The 13,535-nt window shown below is 75.4% G+C and carries 9 protein-coding genes; 3 read left to right on the forward strand and 6 right to left on the reverse strand.

Going from position 1 to position 13,535, the window contains the following annotated elements; translation table 11 throughout:
• Nucleotides 1–124 precede the first annotated feature (124 nt).
• Complete coding sequence (locus tag ACGF0D_RS11040; protein WP_392914799.1) at nucleotides 125–1,537, reverse strand: pyridoxal phosphate-dependent decarboxylase family protein; 1,413 nt, start codon at nucleotides 1,535–1,537, stop codon at nucleotides 125–127.
• Between the two features lie 273 nt (nucleotides 1,538–1,810).
• Between ACGF0D_RS11040 and ACGF0D_RS11045 the strand changes: the two genes are divergently transcribed.
• The 3 genes from ACGF0D_RS11045 to ACGF0D_RS11055 all read left to right on the forward strand — a co-directional run bounded on the left by ACGF0D_RS11045 (nucleotide 1,811) and on the right by ACGF0D_RS11055 (nucleotide 5,554).
• Entirely contained in the window at nucleotides 1,811–3,169 is a 1,359-nt protein-coding gene (locus ACGF0D_RS11045) for a cytochrome P450 (RefSeq protein ID WP_392914801.1), read from the forward strand.
• 95 nt (nucleotides 3,170–3,264) lie between these two features.
• A complete protein-coding gene (locus ACGF0D_RS11050; RefSeq protein ID WP_392914803.1) occupies nucleotides 3,265–4,254 on the forward strand; it encodes a pentalenene synthase in 990 nt (329 codons plus the stop codon).
• A 100-nt stretch (nucleotides 4,255–4,354) separates the two neighbouring features.
• Nucleotides 4,355–5,554, forward strand: coding sequence for a cytochrome P450 (locus tag ACGF0D_RS11055; protein WP_392914805.1), 1,200 nt, complete (start codon nucleotides 4,355–4,357; stop codon nucleotides 5,552–5,554).
• Between the two features lie 31 nt (nucleotides 5,555–5,585).
• Here ACGF0D_RS11055 and ACGF0D_RS11060 read toward each other — a convergent pair whose 3' ends face one another.
• The 5 genes from ACGF0D_RS11060 to ACGF0D_RS11080 all read right to left on the reverse strand — a co-directional run bounded on the left by ACGF0D_RS11060 (nucleotide 5,586) and on the right by ACGF0D_RS11080 (nucleotide 13,344).
• On the reverse strand, nucleotides 5,586–6,878 hold the full coding sequence (locus tag ACGF0D_RS11060) for an MFS transporter (protein WP_392914807.1): 1,293 nt from the start codon (nucleotides 6,876–6,878) through the stop codon (nucleotides 5,586–5,588).
• A 38-nt stretch (nucleotides 6,879–6,916) separates the two neighbouring features.
• A complete protein-coding gene (locus ACGF0D_RS11065; RefSeq protein WP_392914809.1) occupies nucleotides 6,917–7,510 on the reverse strand; it encodes an ArsR/SmtB family transcription factor in 594 nt (197 codons plus the stop codon).
• Nucleotides 7,511–7,578: 68 nt separating this feature from the next.
• Entirely contained in the window at nucleotides 7,579–8,499 is a 921-nt protein-coding gene (locus ACGF0D_RS11070; protein ID WP_392882168.1) for a transglutaminase-like domain-containing protein, read from the reverse strand.
• A 187-nt stretch (nucleotides 8,500–8,686) separates the two neighbouring features.
• A complete protein-coding gene (locus ACGF0D_RS11075; RefSeq protein WP_392914811.1) occupies nucleotides 8,687–11,563 on the reverse strand; it encodes an RNA repair domain-containing protein in 2,877 nt (958 codons plus the stop codon).
• Entirely contained in the window at nucleotides 11,563–13,344 is a 1,782-nt protein-coding gene (locus ACGF0D_RS11080; protein ID WP_392914812.1) for an RNA ligase family protein, read from the reverse strand. Before ACGF0D_RS11080 ends, ACGF0D_RS11075 begins: the two co-directional genes overlap by 1 nt.
• Nucleotides 13,345–13,535: the final 191 nt, after the last annotated feature.

The following is a 13,535-nucleotide window of genomic DNA, read 5'->3' on the forward strand; positions in this document are numbered from 1 at the left end:
CCCGGGGGGAACAGTGACCCGCGGCCCTACTGGCCGCGCGGGGGGGGGGGGCCCCCCCCCCGGGCCCCCCCGGGGGCCCCCGCGGGCCCGGGGGGGGGCCCCGCGGGGCCCGAGGCCGTGACTCTCAGGCCGTCGCTTTTCGGACGGCCCGGGCCAGCGCCCGGGCCGTCCGCCGGACGTCCGCCTCGGTGGTGCGCCAGTTGCTGAACGCCGCGCGCAGGGCGGGCCGCCCCGCGTAGTGAGTGGGGGTGAGGAAGGCCTCCTCGGCCAGCTCGGCGGCGAGTTCGGCCAGCCGCTCCGGGGTCGGGTCCGCCGCCAGCGTGAAGCAGACCACGTTCAGCCGCACCGGCGCGAGCAGTTCCAGGCCGTCGATCCGGGCCACCTCCGCGCCGAGCGCCCGGGCACCGGCGACGCAGCGCTCCACGATCTCCCGGTGCCCGGCGCGGCCGTACGCCCGCAGGGTGAACCAGGCGGCGAGGGCGCGCAGTCGGTGGGAGTTCTCCGGCGTCAGGTGGACCAGGTCCGGCTGCTCGCCGAGAGGCCCGAGGTAGGCGGCGGCGTTGCGGAAGACCCTGGCCTGGAGGTCCGGGCGGCGGGTGAACTGCACGGCGCTGTCGTACGGCACGTTGAGCCACTTGTGCAGGTCGACGCAGACCGAGTCGGCGAGGTCCAGGCCCGCCACCAGCTCCGCGTGCTCCGGCGACAGCGCGGCGAAGGCGCCGAAGGCCGCGTCCACGTGCAGCCAGAACCCGTACCGCTCGCGGAGCGCGGCGATCGCCCGCAGGTCGTCGAAGTCGACGGTGTTGACCGTCCCGGCGTTGGCCACCACCACGCACGGCCCGTCCGCCTCGGCCAGCGCCCGCTCCAGCGCCGCCACGTCCACCGCCTCCCGGCCCGGCAGGACGGGCACCGCCCGCAGCGCCGCGCGGCCCAGGCCCAGCACCGACAGCGCCTTGGCGACACTGGAGTGCGCGCTGCCGGACAGCACCCGCACCGGCCCCAGCGCGCCGGCGCCGTCCTCGGCGACATCCACGCCGAGCCGCTCGCCCAGCCACTCGCGGGCGACCGCCAGCCCCACCGTGTTCGACATCGCCGCGCCGCTCACGAAGGTGCCGTGGTGCGCCGCCGAGAGGCCGAACAGCTCGCGCAGCCAGCCGACCGTCTCCCGTTCCAGCTGCTGACCGGCCGGATCCAGCGAGGAGTTGGAGTTCTGGTCCACGGCCGAGGTCAGCCAGTCGCCGGCGAGTGCCGCCGGTGTCGCCCCGCCCGTCACGAACCCGAAGTAGCGCGGCCCGGCGCTCGCCGACAGCCGGGGCTCCCAGCGCCGCTCGAACTCCGCCAGGGCGGCGCGCACCCCGCCGCCCTCGGTGGCGAGCGGGGTGGCCGTGGGGTGCTGTGTCGGCTCGGCCTCGGGCCGTTCGGGCCGGGCGACCACGGGCCGCTCGTCGAGGCCGGCCAGGAAGGCGAGCGCGTGCCGCCGGGCCTCCTCCAGGACCTCGGGCAACTGGCCCAGATCGGCGGCGAGTTCGGGGTGCATGGCATTTCTCCGTTGGTCGGTCGGGCGGTGTGATGGAGGCTAGCCACCGGGGCGGGCGGCGTCCCGGTCCAATCCGGTGCGGGTGGCCTGAAACCTTCGACAGGTGGGGGGAATTCACGCCGTTCGGCTCAAAACCACCCCGGCAGTCGCAATTCCAGCCGGTCCCTTGACCTCTCCGGAGGTGGCGAACGATGATCACCGTGCACCGCGAGCGAGTGAATGTTCCACTGTCCGACGGATTTTCGATCCGAGGCTTCAGGGAGGTGCAGGGCTGTGCGTTCCACCACCGCTCCCGTGGCGGCGCCCGTGGCACAGGGGCGCTTTCCACTACTCGGTCACCTGCCGCAGCTGGCCGTCAGACGGGTCGAGTTCCTGCAGTCGATCAGGGCGCAGGGCGGCATCGTCAGGATATTCCTCGGGAATCGCCCGGTGTTCGTCCTGAACTCGCCGGAGGCCGTCCACGAGGTTCTCCTGACACAGAGCCGGAAGTTCGGCAAAGGGCTGCTGTTCGACGTCGCACGGCCTTTCATCGGCAACGGCATCATCACCTCCGAGCGGGATTTCCACATCCGCCAACGGCGGGCGCTCCAACCGGCTTTCCACCGGGACAGCATCGCCGCGTGCGTCGGCACGATGACCGACCTCGCCGAGGAGCAGGTGTCGGCCTGGCGCACCGGCGAGGTGATCGCCATGGACCTGGTGCTGCGCCGGATGATGACGGCCATGCTCGTGGCGACGCTGTTCAGCACCGAACGCCCGGACGGCGCCACGGCCGTCGCCGAGCTGGGGGAACGCGTCGCCGAGCACCTGACCACGGTGATGCGCGGGGTCTTCGTGGGCACCCTGCTGCCCGCTCCGATCGCCTCCTCACCCGCGCTGGGGCACCGCAGGTACCTGGCCGCCGCCGAGGCGCTGCGCGAACTCGCGGACACCGCCGTCCGGCAGGCCCGACACGACCCCGACGACCGCGGCGACCTGCTGTCGATCATGTTCGCCGGCACCCCGGGCAAGCCCGAGGGGATGACCGACCTGGAAGCCCGCGACGAACTGCTCTCCCTGCTGATGGCGGGGGCGGAGACGACGTCCACCACCCTGGCCTGGGCGCTCCACGAGCTCGGCCGGCGCCGGGACCTCGCCGAACGGATGAAGGCCGAGTGCGACGCGCTGCCCGCCGGCGCCCTGCCCGGCCCGGCGACGCTCCCGTTCACCGACCGCTTCCTGCGCGAGGTGCTCCGGCTGCACCAGCCCAGCTGGCTGCTCATGCGGCGCGCCCTGGAACCGGCGCGGGTCTGCGGGGTCGACCTCCCGCGCGGGGCCGAGCTGATCTACAGCGCGCTGACGATGCACCGCGACCCGGCGTACTACCCCGACCCGCTGCGGTTCGACCCGGACCGTTGGCTCGTCCGCCCCGAGAAGGACCTGCCGCCGGGCGCCTACGTCCCGTTCGCCCTGGGCAACCGGAAGTGCATCGGGGACCACTTCGCGATGACCGAGATGCTGGTCGTCCTGCGGTCGATCGTCTCCCGGTGGCGTCCGCGGCCGGTCGCGGGGCACCGGGTCCGGCCGGTGGTCCAGGCGCTGATCCGGCCCAACGCGCTGCCCATGCGCGTCTCACCCTGGCCGGCGGGCTGAACCGGTCCCGTTCCGACCGGCCCACCGGCCCCGTTCCGACCGGCCGGCTCCGTCCCCGGGGCCGACCGGTCCCCTTCCCGGAGGTGCGCCACACCATGACATCGACGGCAGAGCCCCTGTCCCCGGACCAGGAGGCGCCGGCCCAGGCCGCGGACCTCGCCTTCCTTCCCTTCCCGCGCCGGATCAGCCCGGACTTCCGGACCGCCCACGACCGCCACCTCGCCTGGCCGGAGTCCTTCGGTTTCCTGTCCACCGAAGCGGAGCGGGCCCACCACCTGAAGGGCCAGTTCCCGCTGATCGCGGCCATGTTCTATCCGAACGCGACCGGGAGCGAACTGGACCTCGGCGTCGACCAGCAGAGCTGGTACTTCCTGTTCGACGACGCGCTCGACGAACAGTGGGGCGCCTCGCCCGAGCGGGTCCGCCACCTCGTCGGACTCGTCCGGGAGGGCGTCACCGGCGAGGCGTCACCGCTGCCGCTGGCCGCCGCCTTCGCCGACATGCGCCGCCGCAGCTGCCAGGGCATGCCGGAAGACTGGATCCGGCGGTCCGCGGCCCACTGGTCCTCCTACCTGGAGCACCACGTCCACGAGGCGCGCAGCCGACAGTCCGGAGCGCCGCTGCCGCTGAGCACCTACCTGCGCGTCCGGCGCCACACCATCGGGGTCGCACCGGTCATCGACCTCGCCGAGCGGCTGTCCTCCTGCGTCCTGCCCGACCACCTGTACGCGCTGCCGCACCTGTCGGTCATGCGCGAGATGACGAAGACCTTCATCATCTGCGACAACGACATCGTCTCCCTGGAGAAGGACGCGGCCCAGGGGGAGCAGAACAACCTGGTGCTCTGCCTGGAACGGGAACACGGCCTCACCCGGCAGGAGGCGGTGGACCGGGCGCTGCACCGCCGCAGCGAAGCCCTGGAGCTGTTCACCGGCGCCCATCGGGCCCTGCTCGACGCCCCGGCGGCCGGCCGCCTCGACCCGGCCGAACGCGACCTGCTGCGGCGCTACTGCACCGAGGCGCTGCAGACCACCATCCGCGGCGCCTACGACTGGCACCACGCCTCCACTCGCTACCACGGGTGAGGCCCGACCGTTCCCTGACCCGCGTCCCACGACCCGCGTCCCATGACCCGCGTTCCACGACCCGCGTTCCCCGGACCGATCCAGCTGAGGAGCCCGCACCATGCCCGACCGCCGCTCGGCGTCCTTCGTCGCCTCCGAACGGGACCGGACCTGCCCGTTCGACCCGTCGCCCGACCTCCGCCGGATGCGCGAGGAGGACGGCCTGCCGCGCCTGCGGGTGACCCACCCGGTGCGCGGCGACATCGAGGCCGTCGTCATCACCAGGTACGGCGACGTCCGGGCGGCGTTCGCGGACGAGCGCCTGGTGACGGGCAACGGCATCGACCCCTCGCTGCCGCGCACCCTGTTCAACCACCCGGGCTTCCTGCCCGCCTACAGCGGCCAGGAGCACAGCCGCCTGCGTCGGATGCTCACCGGAAGCTTCACCGTCCGTCAGGTCGAGCGGCTGCGGCCCGCGATCGAGACGATCGTCGCCGACCACCTCGACGCCATGGCGCAGCGCGGGCCGGTCGCCGACCTGGTCGAGGACTTCGCCCTGCCCATCCCCTCGCTGGCGATCTGCGAACTGCTCGACGTCCCGTACGGGACCCGGGCGATGTTCCAGCGCTGCTCCCAGGTGATCATGGACGGGACCGCGGACGCCGGGCAACTGGTCGCCGCCTCGGCCGAGTTGAACACGGCCATGGCGGAGATCGTCGCCCACAACCGGGCCGCGCCCGGGGGCGGCGTGCTGGGTGAGGTGGTGCGGCAGCACGGCGCGGAGCTCACCGACGAGGAGCTCGTCGGCTTCGGTACCACCCTGCTGGTCGGAGGGCACGAGACCACCGCGACGATGCTCGCCCTGAGCGTGCTGGCCCTGCTCCGCCACCCGGAGCAGCTCGCCGCGCTGCGCGACGACCCCGAGGCCACCGGCCCGGCCGTGGAGGAACTGCTGCGCCATCTCGCCATCCCCGCACCGCTGCTGCGCACCGCCGTGGCCGACGTCGAGGTCAACGGGCACCGGATCGCCGAGGGCGAGCACGTGCTGCTCTCCCCGCTGACCGCGAACCGCGACCCCGAACTCGTCCCCGAGCGCCCGGACGACCTCGACCTGCGCCGCCGCCCGGTCGCCCAGCTGTCCTTCGGCTTCGGCGCCCACCAGTGCCTCGGGCAGCAACTGGCCCGGCTGGAAATGAAGGTGGCGCTGCCGGCCCTGCTGCGGCGCTTCCCCGCCCTGCGGCTCGCCGTCCCCGAGGCCGACCTCCGCTTCCGCGAGGGCTCGACGGTCTACGGCGTCGAGGCGCTTCCGGTCACCTGGTAGCCGGCTCGTCGCGCAGGCCCGGCGGGGGACCTCAGCGGGCGGCGGCGCGCGGGAGCTCGGCGCGGCGGACCGCCGGGGAGGCGAGGGCCAGCGCGGCGCCGAGGCAGGAGAGGGCGCCGCAGCCGACGAAGACCGGGGCGGCGCCCCAGGCACCGATGGCGGCGCCGACCAGCGGATAGCTGAGCGGGGCGAGGCCGACCATGGTGAGCATCATGACGGAGGTGACCCGGCCCAGGTAGGCGGGGTCGGCGGTGGTCTGGATCAGGGCGTTGTCCAGGCTGCCGAAGACGCCCGCGCCCAAGCCCACCAGGGCGGCGAGGACGGCCGCCGTCCACAGCTGCGGCACCAGCGCCATGGCCGCCGCACCGACGCTGCCCGCCAGCAGGGTGCCGGCCATGGTCAGGCCGGCCCGGGGAAGCCGCCCGACGACGGCGAGCAGCGCGGCACTCGCGGCGGCCCCGGCGCCGAAGCAGCCGACGATCCAGCCGTAGCCGGACGGGCCCCAGCCGCGCTCGGCGTTGAGCAGCACCATGCCGACGTTGAGGGTGCCGGTGAGGCCGAGTTCGCAGACGGCTCCGGCGGCGACCAGCGGGCCGAGCAGGGGGTGGCGGCGGATGTAGCGCAGCCCGTCGAGCAGCTCGGCGCGCGGGGTGCCGCGCCGGGGTGGGGCGGCGCTCGCGTCGTTCGGTTGCGCGTCGTTCGAGGGGGCTTCGAGCGGGCTGATCCGCACGGAGAGCAGCAGCGGCAGCGAGATCGCGAACAGCAGTCCCGCGGTCGCGAAGGCGGCGGCCGGGCCGCCCAGGCCCATGGCCAGGCCGCCCAGCGGCGGTCCGGCGATCTGGCCGAGGCGCATCGCCAGCGAGCGCAGGCCGGTGACCCTGGCCAGCTGGTCGGGGCGGGTGATCCGGGGCGGCAGGGCGCCGACGGCGGGGACGAACAGGGCGTCCACGCCACCGAAGACCAGCGCCACCGCGACCAGCAGCCAGAGTGCGGGCGTGGTCAGCGCGATGGCGGCGGCCACCGAGAGGATCAGCAGACAGCGCAGGGCGTCGCTGCCGAGGATCACCCGGCGCGGGTCGAGCCGGTCGGCCAGGACGCCGCCGCCGAGCATGAGCAGGGCGCGCGGGGCGGCGCCCGCTGCCATGACCAGGCCGACCTCGGTGGGCCCGGCGGACCGCTGGGCGGCCCAGGCGAGGGCGGCGAAGTAGACGCTGTCGCCGATCAGGGAGGCGGTGTACGCGGCGAGCCAGCGCAGCACGTTGCCGTCGCGGTGGGCGGGCGGTGTGGCGCTCGCGCGGGAAAGGGTCGGTTCCGCGAGGGTCATCGGGGACTCCGGCGGTCGGGGACACGGCGGCGCCGGTGTCAGGGGCGGAAGGGGAACCCGTACAGGTGGACGGACACGTGCTCGCGGCCGACGGTGTCGCCGGCCGTCCTCGCGGCCTTGCCACGCTCCCGCCAGCGGCGCGAGAGGGCCTGCAACTCCTCGTTCAGCTCGGCGAGTTCGGGCGCGGTGAGATCGAGCATCCACTCGGAGCTGAACGCCGCGTCCGCCCACTCCCGGCCCCAGGCGGCGCTCTGGTCGAGGTAGACGCGGTACTGGGCGGAACGGGAGTCGACCAGGCCCTTGGTCACCGCGTTGACGGCGGCGGCGCCCTCGGGCGTGCCGGCGAGCTCGGACTCCCGGAAGCCCCAGCCCTCCTCGGAGGCGACCTGCCACCAGCGCTCCCGGCCGTCGGTGCTCCGGCCGCTCGCCTCGATGACGAAACCCTGCTCGGCGAGCTTGCGCAGGTGGTAACTGACCAGGGACGGCGCCTGGTCGACCTGCTCGGCGAGCTGGGAGGCGGTCGCGCTGCCGGCGGCGTAGAGCAGGCGGTAGAGCTGCATCCGCAGCGGGTTGGTGAACGCCTTCAGGCGGGACAGGTCGGTGATCCGGTCGGGCCGGGGCTCTTCGGGCATGCTTCGACGATAGATCTGAAAGAAAAATTGCGCAATGAAATTTTCGGATCCAGGGCGTGGGGCGGCCGTCAGCGCAGGGTGACCTCGCGGGGGCCGTTGAAGGGGGCCAGGGACAGGACGGTCCTCGGGGTGCGCAGGGCGTCGTGCTCGGCGAAGAGGCGGCGGACGGAGGGGAGGTCGACCGGGCCGACGGTCAGGTGGGCCACCTCGTCGTACGGCGCGTGGGGCGTGTTGGTGGAGGCGGTGCCCCAGGTGTCCCAGAGGAGGGTCTCGACCTTGTTCAGGGCGGCGAGGTCGAGCCGGGTGGAGTGGGCGACGAACCACTCGCCGTTGAGCGGGCCCTCCTCGGGCGGGTGGACGCCGAAGGAGTCGGCGGCGGCCCGGTCGGAGCGGATGGTGCGCCAGGCCCGGCCGGCGACCAGGAAGCGGTCGCGCGGGACGTCCATCGGGTCGAAGTCCACCTCCCAGGCGGCGGCGACCTTCGGGTCGGTCAGCTGAGGGTCGGCGAGCAGCCAGCCGCGACGGTCGTCCCAGTACTCGGTGGCCACGTGGTCGCAGTGGAAGCCGTCCGGGCCGAGGTAGTCCGCGAAGCCGCAGCGCAGCCGGGCCGGGACGCCGACGTGGCGGAGGAAGGAGCAGTGCAGCAGGGCCAGGTCCCGGCAGACGCCGACGAAGCGGTCGGCCGGCGCCCGGGGGTGGCTGAGCGGGGCCGGGTCGCGGTCGGCGATCAGGTCCAGGATGTCGTCGAGGTAGCGCGTCTCGGCGTCGTGGTGGAGCCGGTCGGCCGGGATGGGGTGGTGGAACAGTTGGCCTTCGAGCCGATGGATGATCAGGTTCCGGGCGATCCGGGCGAGTCGGCTCGGATCCTTGGGGAGTTCGGTGTAGCGGGGGAGGTGGGCGCCGGGGTCGGAGAAGACGCTCTGCCCGAGGTAGAAGGCGGGGAAGTCGGCGGAGGGCACGGGGGAGCTCCCATGGGGCTTCGGCCGCATGATCGATGGCTGGGCCGCTGGTCCTCACCGTGGCAAATTTTGCGGGCGATTGTCCAGAAGAGCCGGACGGGAAGGGGTGGTTCGGCTGGTCGGTGTGGTTCCTCGGGCGGGCGTCGTGCGGGCGATCGGGATGGGTCCGGCGGGCCGAGGCGGCCGGTGGTTCGGCGGGCCGGGGGCGGCCGGTGGTTCAGCGGGTCGGGGTGGGGACGCCGCCGCCGTCGACGTACTCGACCCGGACGCCGGGCAGGGGCCGGGACCAGGCCTTGGCGAGCGGGGCGATCCGGGCGGCGGGGAGCGGGGCGGGGCCGAGGCCGATCGGGAGGTGGACGCGGCCGTCGGCGGTCCGGTACGGGTGGGGCCAGGCGTGCAGCCGGGTGGCCCCGGCCTCCTCCAGGGCGGTCAGCAGGGCGCGGATGCGGCCCCGGACCAGGCCGAGTGACTCCTCGTCGGTGCCGACCACGGCCCAGGCGGCGTGCCGCCGGTGCAGCGGGGGAGCGGCGAGCAGGGCCGGCCAGGGGGCTTCGGCGGCCGCACCGGAGGCTGCCTTACCGGCCTTACCGGCCTCGGTGGTCAGTTCCCAGGCGCGGTAGAGCTCCTCGGCGAGCAGGTCGCGCAGCTCCGCGCCGACCTGGGTGGTGCAGCTGCGGACCGGGGCGGAGGGGGTGAGGACGGTGAGCGGGCCCGAGCAGGGAGGCGTCGGGTCGCCGGTGAGGGCGACCGGCCGGCGCCAGTCCCAGCTCGCCCAGGTTTCGGTGAAGCGCAGGAAGAGGTCGTCCTCGGGGCCGCCGGTCGCCTCCAGGACGGTCCGCGCGGTCAGCACCGACCAGGCGAGCGAAGGCAGTTGACCGAAGGGCGCGGAGTCCAGGCCGCGCGCCCGGGCCCAGGCCTTGACCTGGCGCGCCAACCGGACGAAGCGGGGGTGGCGGTCGCCGAGCGCCGTGAGGATCGCCTCGGCGTCCGTGACCGCGCTCAGCGCGACGGCCTCGGCCTCGCCCAAATCGGCACGACGGTCGACGGCTCGGGCCGGATCGAGCGCGCCGGTGAAGACCACCACGAGGTCGACCGACAGGCCGTCGGCGGCCAGCCGAAGCCCCGGCACCCGGGCGCCGCGCACCTCGCGCAGCCCCCGGGCCTGTGGCAGCGCGGCCGCCACCCGGGCGCGGACGGCGGGCAGGTCGGCGGCGCCGGGCAGCGCGACCACCAGGTCCAGGTCCCCTCCGTCGAGCTGGCAGCCCAGCCGCCGGGAGCCGACCGTGTGCACCACGCCCTCCGGCAGGGCCGCCGCGACGCGCCGGGCCAACGCCCGGGCGGTGTCGGTGTGTCGGGCCGACTCCGGGGCGGGCGAGGCGATCGGCTGCTCGGGCACCGTCCGCACCTCGCCCGTCCCCAGCGAGACCACCGCGCGCGGCCGCATCGGCTCGGCGCCCCGACGGGAGAGCACCACCAACTCGCCGACCCGGGCCGGGACCGCGGTGAGCCGGGCCGCGCAGTCGGCGGCCGCGCGCTGCGGGTCCTCGCTGCGCCCGAGGGTCAGATGCGGGGTGAAGCCCCCCACCCGGCCGCGGCAACGGGGGAAGCGCCGCTCCAGCGCGTGCCGCAGCGCCGCCCACGGGGCGGGGGACGCGGCGGCCGGGTCCAGCCAGACGGTGGCGTCCTCGCGGTGCCCGAAGGTGTGCACGCCCTCCAGTCGCGCGGTGAACGGCGCCACCTCGGCGGCCGCCGCGCCCAGCAGCGGCAGGGCGCGGTCGAACTCGGCCTCCGGGACGAAGCCGAACAGCAGGTTGACGTGCGGGGGCCAGCGGCGCAGCTGCGGGTCGTACGCCTCGCGCAGCCGCTGGATCGGTGGCCACAGCTCCTCGGGCGGCAGCCAGGCGACGGCGGTGCGGGCGGTGGGCGCCGCGTCCAGGACGCCCGGTGAGCGGCCGGCCGAGCCCTCGCCGTCGAGTACGTCGAGTACGTCGAGCACGAGGTCGACGGCCACGCCGTAGTGGTCGGAGGGGAGGAGCCCGTCCTCGGTCGGGCGGTCGCCGAGCAGGACGGCGGCGGTGGCGTGGGTGCCGTCGCCGCGGTGCAGGACGCGGTCCAGGCGGCCCGGCCGGCCGGTCAGCGAGGAGACCGCGGCGAGCGGGTTGGCCGTCGGGTCGAAGGTCGGGGTGTCGTCGGCGGGCCCGCGCACCTCGGTCCAGGCGTCCCGCAGGCCGAGCGCGGCGGCCGGTCCCGACGCGTCGGAGCGGGCGTCGTTGAAGTCCCCGAGTAGCAGCAGCTCGCCCTCGACCCCGGCCGAGCCCTCGGCCAGTCGGGTGAGTTCGGCCCGGCGCCGGCCGGCGCCGTCCGGTGAGTGGTCGCTGCTGAGGTGGACGGCGGCGACGGTCAGCGGTCCGCCGGCGGTCCGTACCGAGAGGGCGGTGACGGCCTTGTGCGGGCCCAGCGCGTGCCGTCCGGCCGCCAGCACCGGCAGCCGGCTGAGCAGCAGCAGGCCGTGGTCGTCGACCTCGGGCCCCAGCGGGTCGGCGCCCAGGGTGTACCCGGCGCGGACCCAGGGCGCCGCCAGCAGCAGCGTGACCAGGGCGGGCTCGACCTCCTGGAGGGCGATGACGTCGGCGTCGGCGGCCGCCAGCGCGGCGAGCAGCAGGGGCCTGCGGCGGGCGGTGGCGATGCGGTCGGTGTCGTAGCGGTCCCAGAGGGTGTTCCAGGTGACCACGCGCAGGCCGGCGGCCGTCGGGGCCCGCGGACCGGCCTCCGCGGGCCGCCAGCCGCCGTCCGGGTGCCAGGCGTACGGGGTGGTCGCGGTGAAGAAGGGCGCGGGCAGCCGGGGCGGGTCGGTGCGGCGCCCGGCCTCGGTGCGGTCGAGCAGGTCGACGCCCGAGGCGCGGTCCCAGACCCGTACGCCGTCCGCCTCGACCCAGTGCACCCGGTGCCAGGGGATCTCGCCGGAGGCGGTGAAGGCCTCCAGCGGGACGCGCTCGGTGCGGTCGTCGCGCTGGCGTACGCCCAGGGTGAACCGGGCCGGGTCGAAGCGGGCGTCCCAGCGGATGCGCTGGCAGATCTGTTCGATGGGGCGCATCAGTCCTCCTGCTCGTCGATCGTGCCCGCCGTGTCCTCCACCGTGCCACCGGGGCCGACGTACCAGGTGCGGTGCGCCTGGCCGGGGTACGGCGGGCCGTAGCGGTGCAGCTGCGAGGCGAGCACCTCGGCGGGCACCGGGTGCGGCCGGACGGCGTTGCGGCGCAGCAGCTCGTCCGCGCCGACCACCGGCACGACCTGGGTGACCAGGGCGTCGCGGCGTTGGGCGACGGCGTGGACGAGGGAGCGCTGCTGTCGGTTGAGCGAGGTGGCGTCCCAGACGGCGGTGGGCCCGGTGGGGCCGCCGGGGACCAGGGCGGCCTCCAGTCGGGCCAGCCCGACGCGCAGCACCTCGGCGTTGTCGCGCTGGTCGGCGCGCGAGCCCCGGGCGGCACGCAGGTCGTCCAGGCTGATCCGGGCGGCCACGCCGCCGAGCCCGGCGGCGAAGCTGCTCTTGCCGCTGCCGGAGGGGCCGCAGAGGTGGACCAGCCGGGGGAAGCGGCCGTCGCGCCAGCGCCAGGTGGCCGCCACGGCCTCCTCGGCGGTGGCGATCCGGCCCAGGGCGTACGCCTCGCGGGCCTGGGCCCAGCAGCGGTCGGCGGCGTCGCGGTCCAGGCCGGCCAGCGCCTCGCGCAGGCCGGCCCGCAGCGGGGCGAGCGGCGCCTGGCCGAGCAGCCCGGCGTCCTCGGCGTACAGCGCCGACCAGGCGACCAGCTCGCGCTCCGCCCGGCCGGGGGCGGCGGTCGCGGCGACGGCGTGCAGTACCCCGAGGTCGGCGGCGGCCGAGAGCCTGACCAGCCCGGCGCGGCGCTCCTCGTCCGGGTAGGGCCGCTGGAGGGCCGGGTGCAGCCCGACGAGGTCGGCGACCCGCCGGGCCAGCGGCAGGCCGAGCGGTCCGGCCAGCCGAGGGGCCAGCGACTGGCGGGGGGCGGTGCGCAGCGCGGTGGCGAGCACACCGGCCAGCCGGGCGTCGCCGCCCCGGCCCAGTTCGTCCAGCCGGGCCGACACCTGGGCCAACTCCTCGGGCGGGAAGGTGAGTTCAGGGATCCCCAGGGCGGCTGCGAGGGCGGGGGGTTCGGGCAGCGCACCGGACCGTACGGCCCAGAGCGCGGCGCCCGGGCCGAGCCCGTTCTCCACCACCGCGGCGTGCATCCAGTGGGTGTCGGTGCGCACGTGCCGCGGGCGCACCCACTTGGCGACCCGCTCGCCGAACTCGGCCCGGGGGAAGCCCCGGACGGTCCGCACCACGTACCCCTCCTGGTGGTCGAGGTCCAACCGCAGGGCGTGCAGGGCCCGTTCGTCGTAGCGGCCGCGCCACAGCACCCGGGGGGTGGGGATGCCGAGGCGGCGCAGGAAGCGGACGGTGTCGTCCCAGTCCAGGCAGTGGTCCCGGCCGTCGGGCCCGCCGGTGGCGCCTGCCCTGCCCGCTCCGCCCGTCGCGCCCGTCCAGACCGAGAAGCCGTAGAACCAGCTCTCCAGGTCGGTGTACGGGATCGAGTGCCGGGCGAACAGGTTCTCGCCGCAGATCCGCCAGCCGTCCGGGATGCGCGGGGCGATCCGGCCCTGGAGGCCCTTGACCCAGGCGCGAGAGGGGTGGTGGGCGGAGTCCAGCGAGCGGGCGTGCAGGCCGTCGCGGTAGAGGGTGGTGTTCTCGCCGTCCAGCTTCTCGGTGACGACGACCTCGGCGCCGGTCAGTGCGGACAGGTCCCCGGTCCGTACGTCGTCCGCCGCGGCGCCCGGTGACCAGGGCAGATGCGGCGTCCGGGGGTAGTGCACACGCATGTCCGGCTCCCTGGGCGTTCTTGATCCGGCGGACACTGTAGGAGCGGCCGCGAGGCCCCGGCCACCGATTAACCGGGGGCCGGGCCGGTCGCCGGGGGGAGGGCCTGGCGGCGGAACCCGGACGACACGCGGGCAGGAACGTCACTGCACCCCCGCGCCACACCCCCGCGGTGCAATGGCGCGACCCGACA

The sequence above is a fragment of the Kitasatospora sp. NPDC048298 genome (assembly GCF_043201465.1).
In the GTDB taxonomy this organism is placed as follows: domain Bacteria; phylum Actinomycetota; class Actinomycetes; order Streptomycetales; family Streptomycetaceae; genus Kitasatospora.